16 protein-coding genes and 1 pseudogene are annotated in these 14,501 nt (G+C 65.4%); 8 read left to right on the plus strand and 9 right to left on the minus strand.

The genetic code is table 11. The features are described from left to right. The first annotated feature begins 7 nt into the window (after positions 1-7). On the plus strand, positions 8-1,015 hold the full coding sequence (locus tag ACFWV3_RS20835; protein ID WP_382413037.1) for an ArsO family NAD(P)H-dependent flavin-containing monooxygenase: 1,008 nt from the start codon (positions 8-10) through the stop codon (positions 1,013-1,015). Here ACFWV3_RS20835 and ACFWV3_RS20840 read toward each other — a convergent pair. Together ACFWV3_RS20840 and ACFWV3_RS20845 are read right to left on the minus strand one after the other, a co-directional pair. Next, positions 996-1,229: a hypothetical protein gene (locus ACFWV3_RS20840; protein ID WP_382413038.1), complete on the minus strand. Its 234-nt coding sequence runs from the start codon at positions 1,227-1,229 to the stop codon at positions 996-998. The genes ACFWV3_RS20835 and ACFWV3_RS20840 overlap by 20 nt on opposite strands. Before the next feature lie 90 nt (positions 1,230-1,319). Further along, positions 1,320-1,721, minus strand: a complete 402-nt coding sequence (locus ACFWV3_RS20845; RefSeq protein ID WP_382413039.1) for an arsenate reductase ArsC — start codon at positions 1,719-1,721, stop codon at positions 1,320-1,322. Between the two features lie 124 nt (positions 1,722-1,845). On the opposite strand from ACFWV3_RS20845, the gene ACFWV3_RS20850 reads away from it, so the two are divergent. Both ACFWV3_RS20850 and arsB read left to right on the plus strand, forming a co-directional pair. Next, the gene (locus tag ACFWV3_RS20850) at positions 1,846-2,190 is read left to right on the plus strand and encodes an ArsR/SmtB family transcription factor (protein ID WP_382413040.1); all 345 of its coding nucleotides are present in this window, start codon (positions 1,846-1,848) and stop codon (positions 2,188-2,190) included. A 20-nt stretch (positions 2,191-2,210) separates the two neighbouring features. Continuing rightward, complete coding sequence (gene arsB, locus ACFWV3_RS20855; RefSeq protein ID WP_382413100.1) at positions 2,211-3,305, plus strand: ACR3 family arsenite efflux transporter; 1,095 nt, start codon at positions 2,211-2,213, stop codon at positions 3,303-3,305. A 265-nt stretch (positions 3,306-3,570) separates the two neighbouring features. Here the strand turns inward: arsB and ACFWV3_RS20860 are convergent, their stop codons facing one another. Further along, on the minus strand, positions 3,571-3,891 hold the full coding sequence (locus ACFWV3_RS20860; protein ID WP_382413041.1) for a hypothetical protein: 321 nt from the start codon (positions 3,889-3,891) through the stop codon (positions 3,571-3,573). 316 nt (positions 3,892-4,207) lie between these two features. Then, positions 4,208-4,642, minus strand: a complete 435-nt coding sequence (locus ACFWV3_RS20865) for a hypothetical protein (protein WP_382413042.1) — start codon at positions 4,640-4,642, stop codon at positions 4,208-4,210. Positions 4,643-4,922: 280 nt separating this feature from the next. On the opposite strand from ACFWV3_RS20865, the gene ACFWV3_RS20870 reads away from it, so the two are divergent. Next, positions 4,923-5,078: a hypothetical protein gene (locus ACFWV3_RS20870; protein WP_382413043.1), complete on the plus strand. Its 156-nt coding sequence runs from the start codon at positions 4,923-4,925 to the stop codon at positions 5,076-5,078. 1,230 nt (positions 5,079-6,308) lie between these two features. Here the strand turns inward: ACFWV3_RS20870 and ACFWV3_RS20875 are convergent. From ACFWV3_RS20875 to ACFWV3_RS20885, 3 genes are read right to left on the minus strand one after another with little or no spacing between them, the layout of a single operon-like run. Further along, the gene (locus ACFWV3_RS20875; RefSeq protein WP_382413044.1) at positions 6,309-7,898 is read right to left on the minus strand and encodes an RNA polymerase sigma factor; all 1,590 of its coding nucleotides are present in this window, start codon (positions 7,896-7,898) and stop codon (positions 6,309-6,311) included. Next, the gene (locus tag ACFWV3_RS20880) at positions 7,895-8,524 is read right to left on the minus strand and encodes a sigma-70 family RNA polymerase sigma factor (RefSeq protein WP_382413045.1); all 630 of its coding nucleotides are present in this window, start codon (positions 8,522-8,524) and stop codon (positions 7,895-7,897) included. The genes ACFWV3_RS20875 and ACFWV3_RS20880 overlap by 4 nt, the downstream gene beginning before the upstream one ends. Further along, complete coding sequence (locus tag ACFWV3_RS20885) at positions 8,479-8,727, minus strand: hypothetical protein (RefSeq protein WP_382413046.1); 249 nt, start codon at positions 8,725-8,727, stop codon at positions 8,479-8,481. Before ACFWV3_RS20885 ends, ACFWV3_RS20880 begins: the two co-directional genes overlap by 46 nt. 234 nt (positions 8,728-8,961) lie before the next feature. Here ACFWV3_RS20885 and ligD point away from each other — a divergent pair. Beyond that, positions 8,962-9,873 (plus strand): annotated as a pseudogene (ligD, locus tag ACFWV3_RS20890) (non-homologous end-joining DNA ligase); the annotation flags it as partial. A 16-nt stretch (positions 9,874-9,889) separates the two neighbouring features. On the opposite strand, the gene ACFWV3_RS20895 reads toward ligD, so the two are convergent. Together ACFWV3_RS20895 and ACFWV3_RS20900 are read right to left on the minus strand one after the other, a co-directional pair. Next, positions 9,890-10,201: a hypothetical protein gene (locus ACFWV3_RS20895; protein ID WP_382413047.1), complete on the minus strand. Its 312-nt coding sequence runs from the start codon at positions 10,199-10,201 to the stop codon at positions 9,890-9,892. Between the two features lie 382 nt (positions 10,202-10,583). Next, a complete protein-coding gene (locus ACFWV3_RS20900; protein WP_382413048.1) occupies positions 10,584-11,642 on the minus strand; it encodes a LysR family transcriptional regulator in 1,059 nt (352 codons plus the stop codon). Positions 11,643-11,872: 230 nt separating this feature from the next. On the opposite strand from ACFWV3_RS20900, the gene ACFWV3_RS20905 reads away from it, so the two are divergent. The 3 genes from ACFWV3_RS20905 to ACFWV3_RS20915 are packed head-to-tail and all read left to right on the plus strand — an operon-like array spanning position 11,873 to position 14,474. Beyond that, the gene (locus tag ACFWV3_RS20905; RefSeq protein WP_382413049.1) at positions 11,873-12,994 is read left to right on the plus strand and encodes a radical SAM protein; all 1,122 of its coding nucleotides are present in this window, start codon (positions 11,873-11,875) and stop codon (positions 12,992-12,994) included. Beyond that, a complete protein-coding gene (gene tmk, locus ACFWV3_RS20910) occupies positions 12,991-13,644 on the plus strand; it encodes a dTMP kinase (protein ID WP_382413050.1) in 654 nt (217 codons plus the stop codon). The genes ACFWV3_RS20905 and tmk overlap by 4 nt, the downstream gene beginning before the upstream one ends. Continuing rightward, positions 13,635-14,474: an endonuclease/exonuclease/phosphatase family protein gene (locus ACFWV3_RS20915; protein ID WP_382413051.1), complete on the plus strand. Its 840-nt coding sequence runs from the start codon at positions 13,635-13,637 to the stop codon at positions 14,472-14,474. The genes tmk and ACFWV3_RS20915 overlap by 10 nt, the downstream gene beginning before the upstream one ends. The last annotated feature ends 27 nt before the right edge of the window (positions 14,475-14,501 follow it).

Raw genomic sequence — 14,501 nt, forward strand, 5'->3', positions numbered from 1 at the left:
AGGACGAGTGACCGACGTCGTTGTGATCGGTGGGGGCCAGTCCGGCCTCGCCGCAGGGTTCTACCTGCGCAGAGCCGGGCTGAGCTTCGTCATCCTCGACTCCCAGCCCGAGCCGGGAGGTGCCTGGCAGCACGGGTGGGACTCGTTGAGGCTCTTCTCGATCGCGCGGCACAGTTCGCTGCCCGGCTGGCCTATGCCGCCCTTCCTCGACGGTTACCCGACCGCCGAGCACGTGATCGACTACCTCACCGCCTACGAGAAGCGCTACGCCCTGCCGATCCACCGGCCGGTCGACGTGCAGGCTGTCCGGCGAGACGGCTCGGGGCTGGTCGTGGAGACCGACACCGGCGAGTGGGAGGCCAAAGCCGTCATCAGCGCCACCGGGACGTGGTCGAGGCCGTTCGTACCGACGGTCCCCGGCCGATTCACGGGAACGCAGCTGCACACCACGGGTTACCGCAACGCCGCGCAGTTCTCCGGTCAGCGGGTTGTCGTGGTGGGCGGGGGCAACTCCGGGGCCCAGATCGCCGCCGATCTGATCGAGCACGTCGAGCTCACCTGGGTGACCCTCAGGCCGCCGCGCTACCTGCCGGACGAGATCGACGGCAAAGCGCTGTTCGACATCGCCAGCACCCAGGTCGGCGGTATCGGCAACCTCGGTGACATCGTCGCCGTTCCTCCTGTGCGCGAGGCACGCGATGCCGGGCGTCTCGTCGCCCGACCGATGTTCGACCACTTCGACGGAAGCGAAGTGGTGTGGCCGGACGGATCCCGGCAGGAGGCGGACGTGGTCATCTGGTGCACCGGCTTCCGGCCTGTCCTGAACCACCTGGCCCCGCTCGGCCTGCGCACCAAGGACGGCAGGATTGAAGTGATCGGAACGCGCGCGGCGGACGAGCCCCGCCTGCACCTGCTCGGCTACGGAAGCTGGACCGGTCCGGCGTCGGCGACGTTGATCGGTGTCGGCCGCACCGCGCGAGCGGCAGTCTCCGAGATCAAGAGTCTCGTCGAGTAACCGGCGGTATCAGCAGCACGGCCACGATGCCGAGCATGAAGCCGCACAGCGCCGCGACCCACCACTCCTCACCGACGAGCCGGACCACCACCACTCCCACCGCACCCGCGGCACCTCCCCATTCCACCGGCTGGGTCGAAGCCCAGCCCCGGAAGCGCAGGTACTGCACGAGCAGGAGAAGTCGGAACGGCAGGTCGTCGGTGGTGCGATCCATGATCGTGTCCTCACGACGCTTGCATCGGGCACGGGTGCCAGAAGTCAAACAAGCTGCATTGATACTCGTCAATATACGCTGCTAGGAACACTAGTCGAACAGTTCGTGAACGAGCTGGCGCACTCGGCGGTCGATCTCGTCCCGGATCGGCCGGACTGCCTCGACGCTCTGACCCGCGGGGTCGTCGAGCTTCCAGTCGAGGTAACGCTTGCCGGGGAACACGGGGCAGGTGTCACCGCAGCCCATGGTGATGACGACGTCCGATGCTTCGACATCGTCGTAGGTCAGCTTGGTCGGCACCTCGGCGGTGATGTCGAGTCCCCACTCGGCGAGCGCTTGCGCAGCTGCCGGGTTGACCTTCTCCGCGGGCTCGGAACCGGCAGACCGCACAGCGACCCGGCCGAGTCCGTAGTGCTGGAGAAGGGCGGCCGCCATCTGAGAACGTCCCGCGTTGTGAACGCAGACGAACAGCACCTCGGGGGTCTTGGCCACGGTCGTACTCCTTACGGGTGATGCCTTCATCCTGCATCACCGGCGGGCGTGGAGCGGAATTTGTCGATGCAGATCACACCTCCTGTATCGACGGATGTCAATCCAAGGCCCTATGCTGGCTGTCATGTCGACAAGCCGGGACGCGCTGCTGGAGGCCGTTGAGCCTGATGCGGAGGCCGCCGCGCGCCTGTTCAAGGCTCTCGGCGACCCGGTCAGGGTCAAGCTGGTCAACCTCATCCGCCGCACGAAGGGTGAGGAAGCCTGCTTCTGCGACCTCGCCGGCCAGTTCGACATGCCGCAGTCCTCGCTCAGTCACCACGTGAAGATCCTCGTCAACGCGGGCCTCCTGACCCGCGAACGGCGTGGCACGTGGAGCTGGTACCGGATCAACGCCGAAGCGCTGGACGCGATGGCCGACCTGCTCGCTCCCGGCGGTCCGCTGCGCGAAGCCAGCGTCTGCTGCGACTGAACAACGCTCCACAGGAGGAACTGGTGACCAGCCGCGCACTCGAACGTCTGTCCTTTTTGGATCGGATGCTGCCGGTGTGGATCGGCCTCGCGATGGTGCTCGGACTCGCGCTGGGCCGGTTCGTGCCGAATCTCCAGGGTGTCCTGGAAGCGGTGAAGATCGGCGAGGTGTCCCTGCCGATCGCGTTGGGTCTTCTTCTGATGATGTACCCGGTTCTCGCGAAGGTCCGCTACGACAAGCTCGACTCCGTCGCCCGCGACACCCGCACGATGGTCATCTCGCTAGTCCTGAACTGGGTGCTCGGCCCAGCGCTGATGTTCGCCCTCGCCTGGACCTTCCTGGCGGAACTGCCCGAGTACCGCACCGGCCTGATCATCGTCGGTCTCGCCAGGTGCATCGCCATGGTCATCATCTGGAACGACCTCGCATGCGGTGACCGCGAGGCTGCGGCGGTGCTCGTGGCGCTCAACTCGGTGTTCCAGGTGGTCATGTTCGGCGTGCTCGCCTGGTTCTACCTCGACTTGCTGCCGGGCTGGCTTGGGCTGACCACCGCGGCGGTGGACTTCTCCGCATGGTCGATCGCCAAATCGGTGCTGATCTTCCTCGGCATCCCGCTGCTCGCCGGCTACTTCACCCGGACACTCGGCGAACGCGCCCGCGGACGTGACTGGTACGAGTCGACGTTCCTGCCTCGCATCGGCCCGATCGCCCTGTACGGACTGCTGTTCACCATCGTCATCTTGTTCGCGCTGCAGGGTGAAGCGATCACGAACCGCCCGCTCGACGTCGCCCGCATCGCCCTGCCGCTGCTCGTGTACTTCGCCGCGATGTGGGCCGGTTCGTACGCGATCGGCAAGGCATCCGGCCTGAACTACGAGCGCACCACGACGCTCGCTTTCACTGCGGCCGGCAATAACTTCGAACTCGCCATCGCGGTGGCGATCGGTGTGTTCGGCGTGACCTCGGGCCAGGCGCTCGCTGGCGTGGTCGGACCGCTGATCGAGGTGCCGGTGCTGGTGGGCTTGGTCTACGTCAGCCTGTGGCTCCGAGGTCGGTGGACAGCGCGGGAGCAGCGAGGTGACTTGAAGGCAAAGGCGCTTGGGCCCAACCGCTGATGTGTTGCCGACTTTCGCCCATCGGCGGAGACGTCCGACGACGTGTCACATCCCGGCTGTCAGTGGAAGGTAAATCTCCCAAGGACCGACCCTCTCTGACGGCTGCCCTGGCCGAGCCCGAACGTGCCACTGCTGGTCCTGAGCTCGGCCTGATGGGCGTATCCGTCGTCAGCCAGCTCGAGTGTCGCCGTTGAACACCTGAGGGGTGGGCATCAGCAGATGCCCACCCCTCGCGCTTGGAACCTGACGTTGGCAAAGACGCAGGTCAGTGAGGCAGGATCCGAATCGGTCCCAGCTCGATGTCCGCAGGCACCAACAGCAGAAGGCCACCCAAGAGCACGACGAACACGATGAGCAAGGTCACCATTCGCCAGGTGGCGGGCCAACTTGACGTGATCCGGCCGATCAGTCTGACCGAACTTCCCTGCTGTTCGGCGACGCTCGATGGCTGCTCGCCGCGCGCCGCAAGGTCATCGTTGATCGGTGCAAGCGACTCCGGTCGCCCTTCGTCGCTGGCCGGCTGCTCATCAGCGCAGCAGTGCGTGTGCGGGGGTGGCGCGTTGGTCCCATCGATACCTAGTCTCATTCCGGTGTTGTCCTTCTGGGTTGAGGAGCGGAGTGACCGGCCAGCCGACCAAGCGATCGGCCACTCCACACGACGTGAACTTCTTGGCGCGGCAGGGGAGCACTTGATCACTTCTCTGAGGTGATCGGTGAAGGGCGGCCCTGGTCTGGGCCGCCCTTTGCGTTCGTGCCGCGCTGTCGAATCTATGCGCGGCCGTTGCCCCGCAGAACCCCAACTCGATGAGTGGTTGACTCGGCGCGTTGTAGTGACCGCGCGGGTCAGCGCGGCCGAAATCGGAGCCGGGGCCGCGGCCCGGCACTAGGCCGAACGGCGTCTCTCAAGCCGTGCTGGAGCGCGAAAGCGTTGTCCTACAACACTTTTCTCGAAGTTCGGTGTGGCGGAAGTCGGTCTTGGCGTTCTTGCCGCTGGCCGGACGCTTCCAACCGCTGGCCACAATCAACGAGTTCTCGGCGTAAGGGAACGCTTGTCGCACGTCTCCTCTGCGGATGGACCCGAAGACAGGGCGATCACCACCTCGCCGACGTGCGCATGCCGCTTCGCTGAAGGCGCGATGGGGCCATCGCCGGTGCATGCTGTGCTGAGCCTGGTCGGCGAGCAGCCCGTCCTCCCAGGCGTCGCGCACGTTGTCGGCCTGGTGCGACGAACTCAGCGAGTTGACTGTCTTGTGTTCGAAGAACGAGTTGGTGCAGAGGTCGATTCCAACCGCTTGGTTCCGCCGATAGTGGGCGAATTCGGCACCGGCAGCGACCATCCTCAGTTCCGTCCGTGAAGTGCCACGAGACACTGCCGCGGTTCGAGGTGAACGACCGCCACCTGGGGACTTGAGCGGGGGAACCTAGCCACATGTGGGGAAGATGCCCACAGATGGCCTCGTGGCTTCGAGACGCGGTCAGCTGCGGCGGATAAGGTCATGTCGTGACGCAGCAACCGGTTGCGGCATTCAACCGCTTGGCAACTCCACCCTTCCCGGCTCCGATCGGGCTGGGAAGACCGACACCCGCCCGCTGAGGACGAGTCGGCGGAGGCACCAAGTGGAAGAGGAGAACGACGCGAGGGACGACGGTCCTGAGCGTGAAGAGCAACGACGGCCCAACCGGAGCTCGAACTCCGAAAGGACCGCCGTCGTTCTCACCGTCCTGGTGCAGGTCGTCACGTTGATCGGCCAGATCAGCGACCTGTTCAGGTAGCGCCAGACGGGTGGCGCGTACGACCTGTGCGTCACCCGTTCTGGTCGTCTGGAAGCGGATATCCACTTTCAGACCTGACGCAACCTTACACATCTCGACTACCCGGTGCGACTGTTGCACCGCAGGTCAGGTGGCTTTTCGTGCAGATTCGACCTAGTTTGCTTCTATCAGGTCTGACGGAAATCAGCCGCACGAGTCGCGGACCTGAACGGAGCCACAACGAACCGGTGTCTCAAACTCCGGCTGCAGCAAACGCATGATCAACCTTTTGGGTATCCGCACGGTCCCGCGCGGCTGGATGACATCGCCGTTCGTCGTGTCGCTTGGTCTGATGACCGGATGGCAAGATCGGACGAGTGCAGATCACCGTCTTGGACCGTTTCAGGTCCGCGAGGGTGACGTCGCCGACGTGCCGGGTGCCGGACTGCACGGACTGCTGATCGCCTCTGCTCTGCGGCTGGCGTTCTTGCAGAACAACCCGACGGGTGGTCGTCGAAGCGTTGACGGACGGGCACCCACTGATGATCGAGCGTCAGCGCGGGCACGGCGGTCTCTACGTCGTGCCAGCTGCTCTATCACACGATCGGTGTACTCGACCGGTGCAAGGCAGTGCTGGGTGACAAGACTGATGCCCGGCGCGAGTGGCACTGGTTCATGTCGCGACCTCGGGAATTCTCACCGACCATGACTAGGTGGAAGGGATGCGGAGGAGGGCGGCGAGATAGGAAACGCAGCACCAGCTGGCTGGCCGCTGGACCTTGTTCGCCCCATGCTTGCCACACCGGGAAGCCCGCCGTTGGACGACGGCTGGACCGTGGAGTTCAAGTGGAACGGAGGTACGCGGGTTCGCGGAATCCTGCAGCTCTGAGAAGACCAACCCGCACGTCGGGTGCGGCCTCCAGGAGGTGGGGGCGTGGGTTCGCGCTGCTGAATGTCGCGGGCGGATCGTCAGTGGCTGTGGTGCGCGAGGAGGTGCGATGAGATCGACACCGTTACGACGCGCGATCTGATCAATCCGGACGCCAAACTGTACTACGCAAGATCGCGGTCAACCGGCCGGCCATCGAGCCAACGCTTCGGCAGGGTCGGCTCGTCGGCCGGCAACAAGACTGCGGGATAGCGACCGCGTCGTCGAGCTTGACATCACTTACTGCACAACGTCCTCGATTGACCCGATGGGGCGACGCGAACGGTCGACCAGTTGATGACCAGGTTCTGTCCGACGTGGACTTAGCCGTGCGCAGCCGCGACGGTGGTGGGGATGCTCACCGCGAATCGACCCGCCGTGCCGGTGATGGCTCTGGCGCCTGTCTTCCTTTCAGCTTGCAGACGAACCCGGAACGTTTGGGTCTGGCCTGGGGCGAGCGCCTGCCCTCCCTCACAGGTCACAATCCTGCTGCCTGCGGGGCATCCGACGACGCCAACCGGAGTTTTGCCTGGGCCGACTGCCTCGATCTCTTCAGGCAACGTCAGCGTCAGCGTCGGCAAGGTGGTGGGTGAGTTGCCGTTGTTGGTGATGCTGATGTTCAACTCGTTGGGGGAGCCGCCGATGGCCATGCTGATCTCAGTCGGCGCAGTCAACGTCAGATTGGTCGACTCCGGAGGTACGGCGGGCGTTGGGCCGGTCGCTGAACGGCTGACCGTGCTCGCTCCGGTCGTCGGCGCAGAGCCCGATGTGACTGTTGAGGCCACACTAGGATTGTAGGACGGGCCTCCGGAACTGATTACACCCGACGCGCCGAGGACCGCTGCGGCTACGGCCACGGCGGCCACGCGGAATCCGGACGATGCGCTGATTCTCATGGCCGCACTATCGCCAGCACATGCGGCAAGGTAGCCGGCAGTTCCTGTACCGAGGACCATCGGTGCGACGAGACCGCGCAGCGTGCCGTTGACATCGGACAGTTCGCCAGCAAGCTTGCGGCACTCCGCACAGTCGTCCATGTGCGCGTTGAGCTGGACAACCTTGCGTTTTTTGAGGCTGCCACGCGTCCAGGCGCCGAGCTTGGTCACTGTCGCACGGCACGTCTCCGCAGGTTCGTTGACGACGTGCGCTTGCAACAACGCTTTGCGCAGTCCTTCACGCGCACGGAACGTCATCACGGAGACGCCGTTCGCGGTCAGCCCCACCAACGGCGCGATATCGCGAGGCGACTGGCCCTCGATCGCGGTGTGCCACAACACCGTCTGCCAGCGTTCGGGCAACGTGGCGAACGCCGTGGCGACCATCGTCTGATCGAGGTCCTCCTGCGCCTTGTCGCCGAACGGCATACTGCTCGCCCTGGCGGCACCGGGAACGTCGCCGATGTCTCCGGCTAGTTTGAGCCGCTTCTCCCTACGTGTCCGGTCATACGCTGCGAGGCGCACCGCCGTCAGCAGGAACGGCCGGAACGCCGCCCCGGGCCCGCCGCCAGAGCGCAGTGCGGCGAGGACTTTGGCGAACGCCTCCGCGACCAGGTCGTCGGCGTCCGCGGTGGAGGTGGAGAACTGCATCGCCAGGATGTTCGCGGATCGGACATGACGTTCGTACAACTTGCCGTAGGTCTCGACGTTGCCGGCACGAACGCCATCGATCAGATCGGCGTCCGACGCGTCTACTCGCCTGGCCAGACGTGGCAGCGTTCGGACCACCGCCGGTCGCATGACAGCGTTCAAATCGGCGTTCCGGGCTTGCTCGGCCTCGGAATACAGAGCGTCCAGTTGAGGTTGGCCGAGCTGCTCGAAGCGTCTCATCAGCATGTCGAACTCGGTATCGACCGCTCGGGCGTCCGGCCGGAGAGGTGGCACATTGCCGTCGTCGTGCCGGCCACCTGTGTTCACCCGCCTACCTCCTTGCTGCTGTCGCGTCCGTAATTTCTGAGATGCTCCGAGACTTTGAGCCGTGCCAGCGCTTTGCTCAGTATTTGGTGGACACGTTGCTGACTGACGCCGAGCGCGACGCCAACCTCGCTGTTGGTGAGCCCGTCGACGTAGGTCAGGCTAAGCACAAGTCGGTCCCGCGGTGCGAGTTCGCTCAGTGCTTTCGAGAGATCGAGGCGTAGCTCGACTTCTTGCGGTCCCTGGGGAAGCTGTCTGATGAGCAGTTCGCACTCTCTGCGCGCCAAAGGATCGCCCGAGCAGCTCGTACCGATGGCGTCGGACGCGATCTCGCGTTTGACGGAACGGCCGTACCAGACCTTGACCTGCACGACCGCCAGCCTCATGAGGAACCCGCCGGCGTTGTCCACCGGCGTTCGTTGCGCGTATGCCAGAAAGCCCAACCACACGTTTTGAAACACTTCATCACGCGCGCCACTGTCGTCGATCCGCGGGCGGATGTACCGCTTAATCACTGGCGCGTGCTCGTGGAACAACTCCCTGAGCGTCTGCTCGGGGAGTTGTTCCACGGATCTGATCGATGTCACGCCGTTGCAGGCTTTGCGCCGCCCCCGAAGGAGATCGTCCATTCAACTCCACCCGGCTCGCGAGCCGTAACGGTCGCCTGCTGGTTCCCAGCGACGAGCGTCGCCGCAAGTATGGTCATCGTCTCGTTGCGCTGCTCGGCCAGAGCGACCTCAGCCCGCACGCGCACCACTGTGTCGACCAGCTTCACCAGCCGATACGGTTCGTACAGAGGATCTGTCACCTGCGGAACAGTCAGCTCGATCATCGGCGGTCCTTCCTCGTCGACGCCCTTCGTCGAGCCTGTACGTCTCCCCGCGCCACGTTTTAACAAGGGCTCGCCGCAACTTTCACGGTCCACCGCGCCGCCAGCCGCGACACGGTGCTCGACGGCGAGATTGTGGCTATCGACCGCGCCGGGCAGCCCAACTTCGCGAGCGGATCATTCCAGTCCCTGCTCTCCGCGCCCAGCACCTCGCACTCATGAGCTCCGCCGCAGGACGACGGATGGGCCGCCGAGTTCAAGTGGGGTGGTTACCGGGGCGTGGCGCACTGCCAGGGCCGTGATGTCCGGCCGATCAGCCGGAACGACCTCGGCTTCATGCCACGTTTTCCCGAACTGGCCATCCTGCCCGATCTGCGCAACCGGACCGCGGTGCTCGATGGGGAGATCGTGGCGCTCGACGAGCACGGGCGCCCGAACTTCGGGCTGCTGCAGCAGCGCAACAAGCTCGCCTCCGGCGTGCGGGAACTGCGTCCGGCGCGACCTCGCATCGCGTACTTCGTTTTCGACCTGCTGCACCTGGATGGCCGGTCGCTGGTGTCGAAGCCGTACGACGTGCGCCGGGCGATGCTGGTCGAGCTCGGCTTGCCTGGTGAGCACGCGGTGCAAGTGCCGCCGAGCTTTCCGGACACCGAGCCAGAGGACGTGCTGCGCGTCGCCAGCCAGTACGGGTTCGAAGGGATCGTCTCCAAGCGGTCCAAATCGCGGTGTGAGCCCGGCCGACGGTCGCCTTCCTGGTTGAAAACGCCACTCCGGTACACCCAGGCGGTTGTGATCGGTGGCTGGCGCAGGCGACAGGGCAACCGCACGGGCAGGATCGGATCCCTCCTGCTCGGCGCCCACGACGCCGAAGGGCGGCTGCTCTACATCGGACACGTCGGCACCGGCTTCAGCCAGGAAATGCTCGCCGATCTGCAACGGCAGCTCAAGCGGCGAGCAAGGTCCACCAGCCCGTTCGACGTCGAGGTGCCCCGCGAGCACGCGCGCGACGCGCTGTGGGGCAAACCAGGGCTGGTGGGTGAGGTCGAGTTCCGGCAGTGGACCTCGGACGGCCGCCTCCGGCATCCTGCATGGCGCGGTCTGCGACCTGACCGCGACCCGGACAGCGTGGTGCTGCCGCCTGGCAGATGAACGCTACGTCGGTCGTTCAATCGCGCTTGCGAAGTACGTGGAACGGGACCAACTGGTCGACCAGGTACAGCTTGTCGCGTCGACCGTCGGCGTAGCCGATCTCGTAGTTGACGACGCCGAGCCAGTCACCTTCCACGCTCGGGAACCGCCCGTGCAGGCGTCCCTGCACCTCACCGGTCAGATCGAGCCCGGTCTCGATGACGTGCCGACGGGCACCTGGAGGGCGTGCGAACAATCGGTCCAGCCGGACCGAGACGCCGGTGAGCACGGCTCTGTGGCCGTGAACGTCGTCGCCCTCCCAGACGGTGAAGGGACTGCGGAGCGTCATGAGCGTCCCACCGCGGACAACGCTCGCTGCGTCCTGCCGCGCGCGAGCTCGTTGTAACGTTCCTCCGACAGCTCTGCACTGGCTGGAACGGGGGCAGAGGTCGCGAGCCGCCAGGAGTGATCGGCGCCGTCGGTCGCGCAGGCCAGACAGCTGATGTTGGCCTCACCGTCGTGCACGACCGCCCGGAACTGCCAGTGCCCAAGAGTGTGCCGGCCGAGCTTGCACCGCGCCGGCAAGAGGGCGACCGGCCTGCCAGTCGAGTCGTACCTGTATGTGAGATTGCCGTCCATTTGGGACGGTTCAAGAAGCTGCCGATCCATGACGCGAGAACCTGTCACTGCAATCGCACATATGTTCGATCGCATGTGTGTGGCGGTGAAGATCAACCTGGAAGGGTTGCGGGAACCGTGTTGGTGGGGCTCGCTGCCGCGAAGGCCGTCCACAGCAGGTTGAGGGGGTGGTCGGCGGCGTAGCGGATTCGCTCGCCTTTGCGGGCGAAGATGCCGGTGACGATCTCGAGTGCGGGGGTGTAGTCGTCGGCGAGGTCGATCTTGCGCAGGCCGCGGCCTGGTAGTCGTCCTTCGAGGACGGCGTCGGCGACGCGTTCGGTGGTGAGCATGCAGCCGTGGGTCAGTTCGGCGTCGAGGAGGTTGAGTCCGTAGTTGAGCGAGTCGATGTCGGCGATGATGGTGAGTTTGCCGCGGTAGTCGGGTCCGTACCAGCGGCCGAGGAACTGGGCGAGCAGGCCGGCGGTCGGTGAGAGTAGTGGAAGCGTCGGCAGCTTCGTGGCGGCCACTGGTGTGTCGGGTAGCTCGCGGGTGGTGAGGTTGGTGAGCAGTGCGACCCGTTCGCGGTGCCATTCCAGGAAGTCGTAGTCGAGCTCGGGTGGTTGGCCGACGTGGGCGGCGAAGCTGCCGCAGGCCATGTCGACCTTCTTGGCGTCGAGTTTGCGCCACAGGTCGCGGGTGCGGACGTGTTCGATGTTGAGGCGGATGTCGCGGCGCTCGAAGTCCTCGCGCAACGCCGGCCACACCGCGCCGAGGAACTCGACGGTGAACTCGGTGGTGCCGAAGGTGACGGTGGAGCCGAGCCGCCTGCGACTGCGGTGCAGGCTGTCGGTCCACGACGCCAGGGTCCGGATCGCCAGTTCGACGACCTCTTCACCGGATGGGGTGAAGAGGAAGTCCTTGCCGCGGCCCTGTTTCAGGACCAGCGCCTCGCCGACGAGGCGGGTCGCGGTGCGGTTGAGGTTGTCGAGCTGCTTCTGCACGCTGGACTGTTCACGGCCCAGGACGCGGGCTGCGCGTTGCGCCGTGCCGGTGGTGTGCACGACGGCGAGGGTGCGGAGCTGGTCGAGGCTGACGTCGAGCATTTCCGGCGGGCACGCCAGCAGCGTTGCCAGCAGTTCTTCCGCGCCGACCTCGTCCGCGATGTCGGACACCGTCGCCTCCTGATCTTTGTTGGCTGCTGGACCGGCTCCGAAGTGCTTGTTGTCCGTGCAGACAGTTGGGTTGTCGCTGTTCGCAGTTGTACTCGTACTGGCCCAAAGATGTCCACTTGGACATCTAAAGGAACGCTACTGTTCTTCCGAACATCTATCTGGAGGCCTGATCGGGCACTTGATCACCGACGGCGTCGGCGATCCGCAGCCGCAGATGGGGGAGGGTGACGATGACTGCTACTCGGAGCATCGCAGGAGAGGCGTTTGCCACGACCTGTTACTTCCGGACCACAGTGGACAGTCCTTATCGCAAGGCGTTGTTGCAGATGAACGAGGACTGCAACCTTCGTTGCGCGCATTGCTTCGTGTCGGCAACTCGTGTCGGAAGGCAGATGCGCTTGGCCGACATCGTCGAGAAGGTGATCCCGCAACTGAGTGAGGCACGGGTCAGGCGAGTGACTCTGACCGGCGGGGAGCCCACGATCCACCCCGACTTTCTCGCGATCGTGCGGGAGTTCCGGATGGCCGGCATGGAGGTCGGAGTGTGCACGAACGCGACCATGCTGAGCGACGATCAGATCACCGAGCTCGCCAGCCTCGGAACGCACTGCAACGTCTCACTCGACGGATTCGCCGCGGACTCGCACGGCAAGTTCCGCGGTGACCGGGCCAGCTTCGACGTCACCGTGGAAACCGTGCGCAAGCTCGGTGCCGTCGGGATCCTGCAGGGCTTGCTGTGCACTCCGAACTCGTTGGCGCAGAACGAGGAGTACGTCGAGCTGTGCGAGTTCGCCCGCACCAACGGGGCACGCTACGTGCTGCTCAATCCGCTAGGCAGCATGGGCCGCGGCGTCAAGTCGCAGGCCCGGCTCGCGAAGACCACTCTGCACATGCAGGAGATCCACGCCTTGACCGAGCCCTTCGACAGCCCGGACCTCGACATCGCCCACATCCGCTTCCCCAACACCGCCGGGAAGCCCCTGTCGGGCTGCGAAGCCGGAACGATCATCTACGTGTTCACACCCGGCGAGGTCACCGTCTGCCCGTACCTGGTGTTCGCCGCGAGAACACCAGCCTCCCAGCACACCGACACCGAGTTCATCGTTGGGAACATCCTCACCGACACGGACATCGCGCAACGGCTGGACGACTACCGGTTCCACGACCGCTACCAGGTCGGCACCAACGACACCTGCACGTCGTGTGCGATGAACGCCGGATGCGGCAAGGGTTGCCCGGCGGCAGTGGTTGCCTCCGGTGGACGGATCGGCGACGTGGACGCCGAGCAGTGCCCGATCACGAACATGGACCACGGTCGAGAGCGCCGGCTGCTGCCACTGATGCCGGTATGACCACCGTCTTCGACGAGCCACGCCGCCTCCCGGGAACGCTGATCACGCTGGACGGGCCCGGCGGTGTCGGCAAGTCCACCGCCGCAAGACTGATCGCAGATGCGTTGACCGCGGCGGGCCACCCGGTGCACTCCACGGCACAACCGTCCCGCGCGCCGCTGGGCGAGCTGGCCCGGCACGGCACCGACACCTACCGGGGAATGGCCTTGGCGTGCCTGTGCGCGGCTGACCGGCACCACCAGCTCGACGCCGAGATCAAGCCCGCGCTGCGCGCCGGTCACGTGGTCGTGTGCGACCGCTATGTCGCCTCGTCGCTCGTCCTGCAAGGCCTCGACGGCCTTTCCGTGGAGACGGTATGGCAGCTCAACCACGGTGTCTACCGCCCTGACCTCTCGGTCGTCCTCAACGGCGACCCTGTAGTAATCGACCACCGCCTGCGTACCCGTGGCGGACACAGCCGCTTCGAACGCGCCGAGGACAGCAGCGACATGGAATCCGGCCTCTACGTCCATGCCGTCGTGGACCTGCAAGGCAAGGGCTGGCCGGTCGAAACACTGGACTGCACCACCGACGACGCCGCCACGATCGCTGCGAGGATCGTGTCGCTGATTCATCGAGTGCTCGAGGAGAAGATCGCGGTATGCCGCTGAGCCTGCTGACCGTCAACGTCGGAGCGCCATCCCTCGACCGTGCACAACGACAGCTCCGGTGGCTCGCTGCCCGGCCCGAGGAGGTCCTGGTCCTGACCGAGACCAAAGCCACCGCCGGGAGCGAGTTCCTGGCCCAGGCCTTTTCTTCGGCTGGCTACTCGGTCACCTTCCCGGAACACTCGAAGGGCGAGCTCGGCGTGATGATCGTCAGCAAGCTCGCCACAGAGCTGGATCCGCTCGGAGCTGCCCTGGACTACCTGCCAGCCAGGGCGGCAGGGGTTGTCGTCGACACCGACAGCGGCCCACTGCGCATCGTCGGCGCTTACGTGCCGTCTCGAGACGCCAGCGTGGAGAAGACCGAGCGCAAGAAGACATGGATCGACCGGTTTCACACCGCGCTGGACAGGACGGCATCGAACGCTCCGCTGCTGCTGCTCGGCGACCTCAACGTACTCGAACCCGGCCATCAGCCAGCGCACCGCGGCCAATTCGCGCAGTTCGAGTACGCCTTCTACGACGCCCTGACCGAACGGCACCGGCTGACGGACCTGTTCCGGACCCTGCACCCCCAGCTGGTCGAACACAGCTGGGCACGCCGCCCGGAGCTGGGGTACCGCTATGACCACGCCCACGGTTCCCCGGCACTCGTCGAACACCTTCTGAACTGCGATTACGTGCACGAGACCAGGAAGAACGCGGACGGCTCACGCTTGACCGATCACTCGGGACTCACCGTCCGGTTGTCGCTGAGCCCGAAGCGGACGCTGCTAACGTCTGACCCTGCCACGGCGGTCGACGCGCTCACCGAGCCGGAGCCCACTCTGTTCTGAACTCCGGCACCCACCCGCGGAGGCTGC

Source organism: Lentzea sp. NPDC059081, from assembly GCF_042738015.1.
In the GTDB taxonomy this organism is placed as follows: domain Bacteria; phylum Actinomycetota; class Actinomycetes; order Mycobacteriales; family Pseudonocardiaceae; genus Lentzea.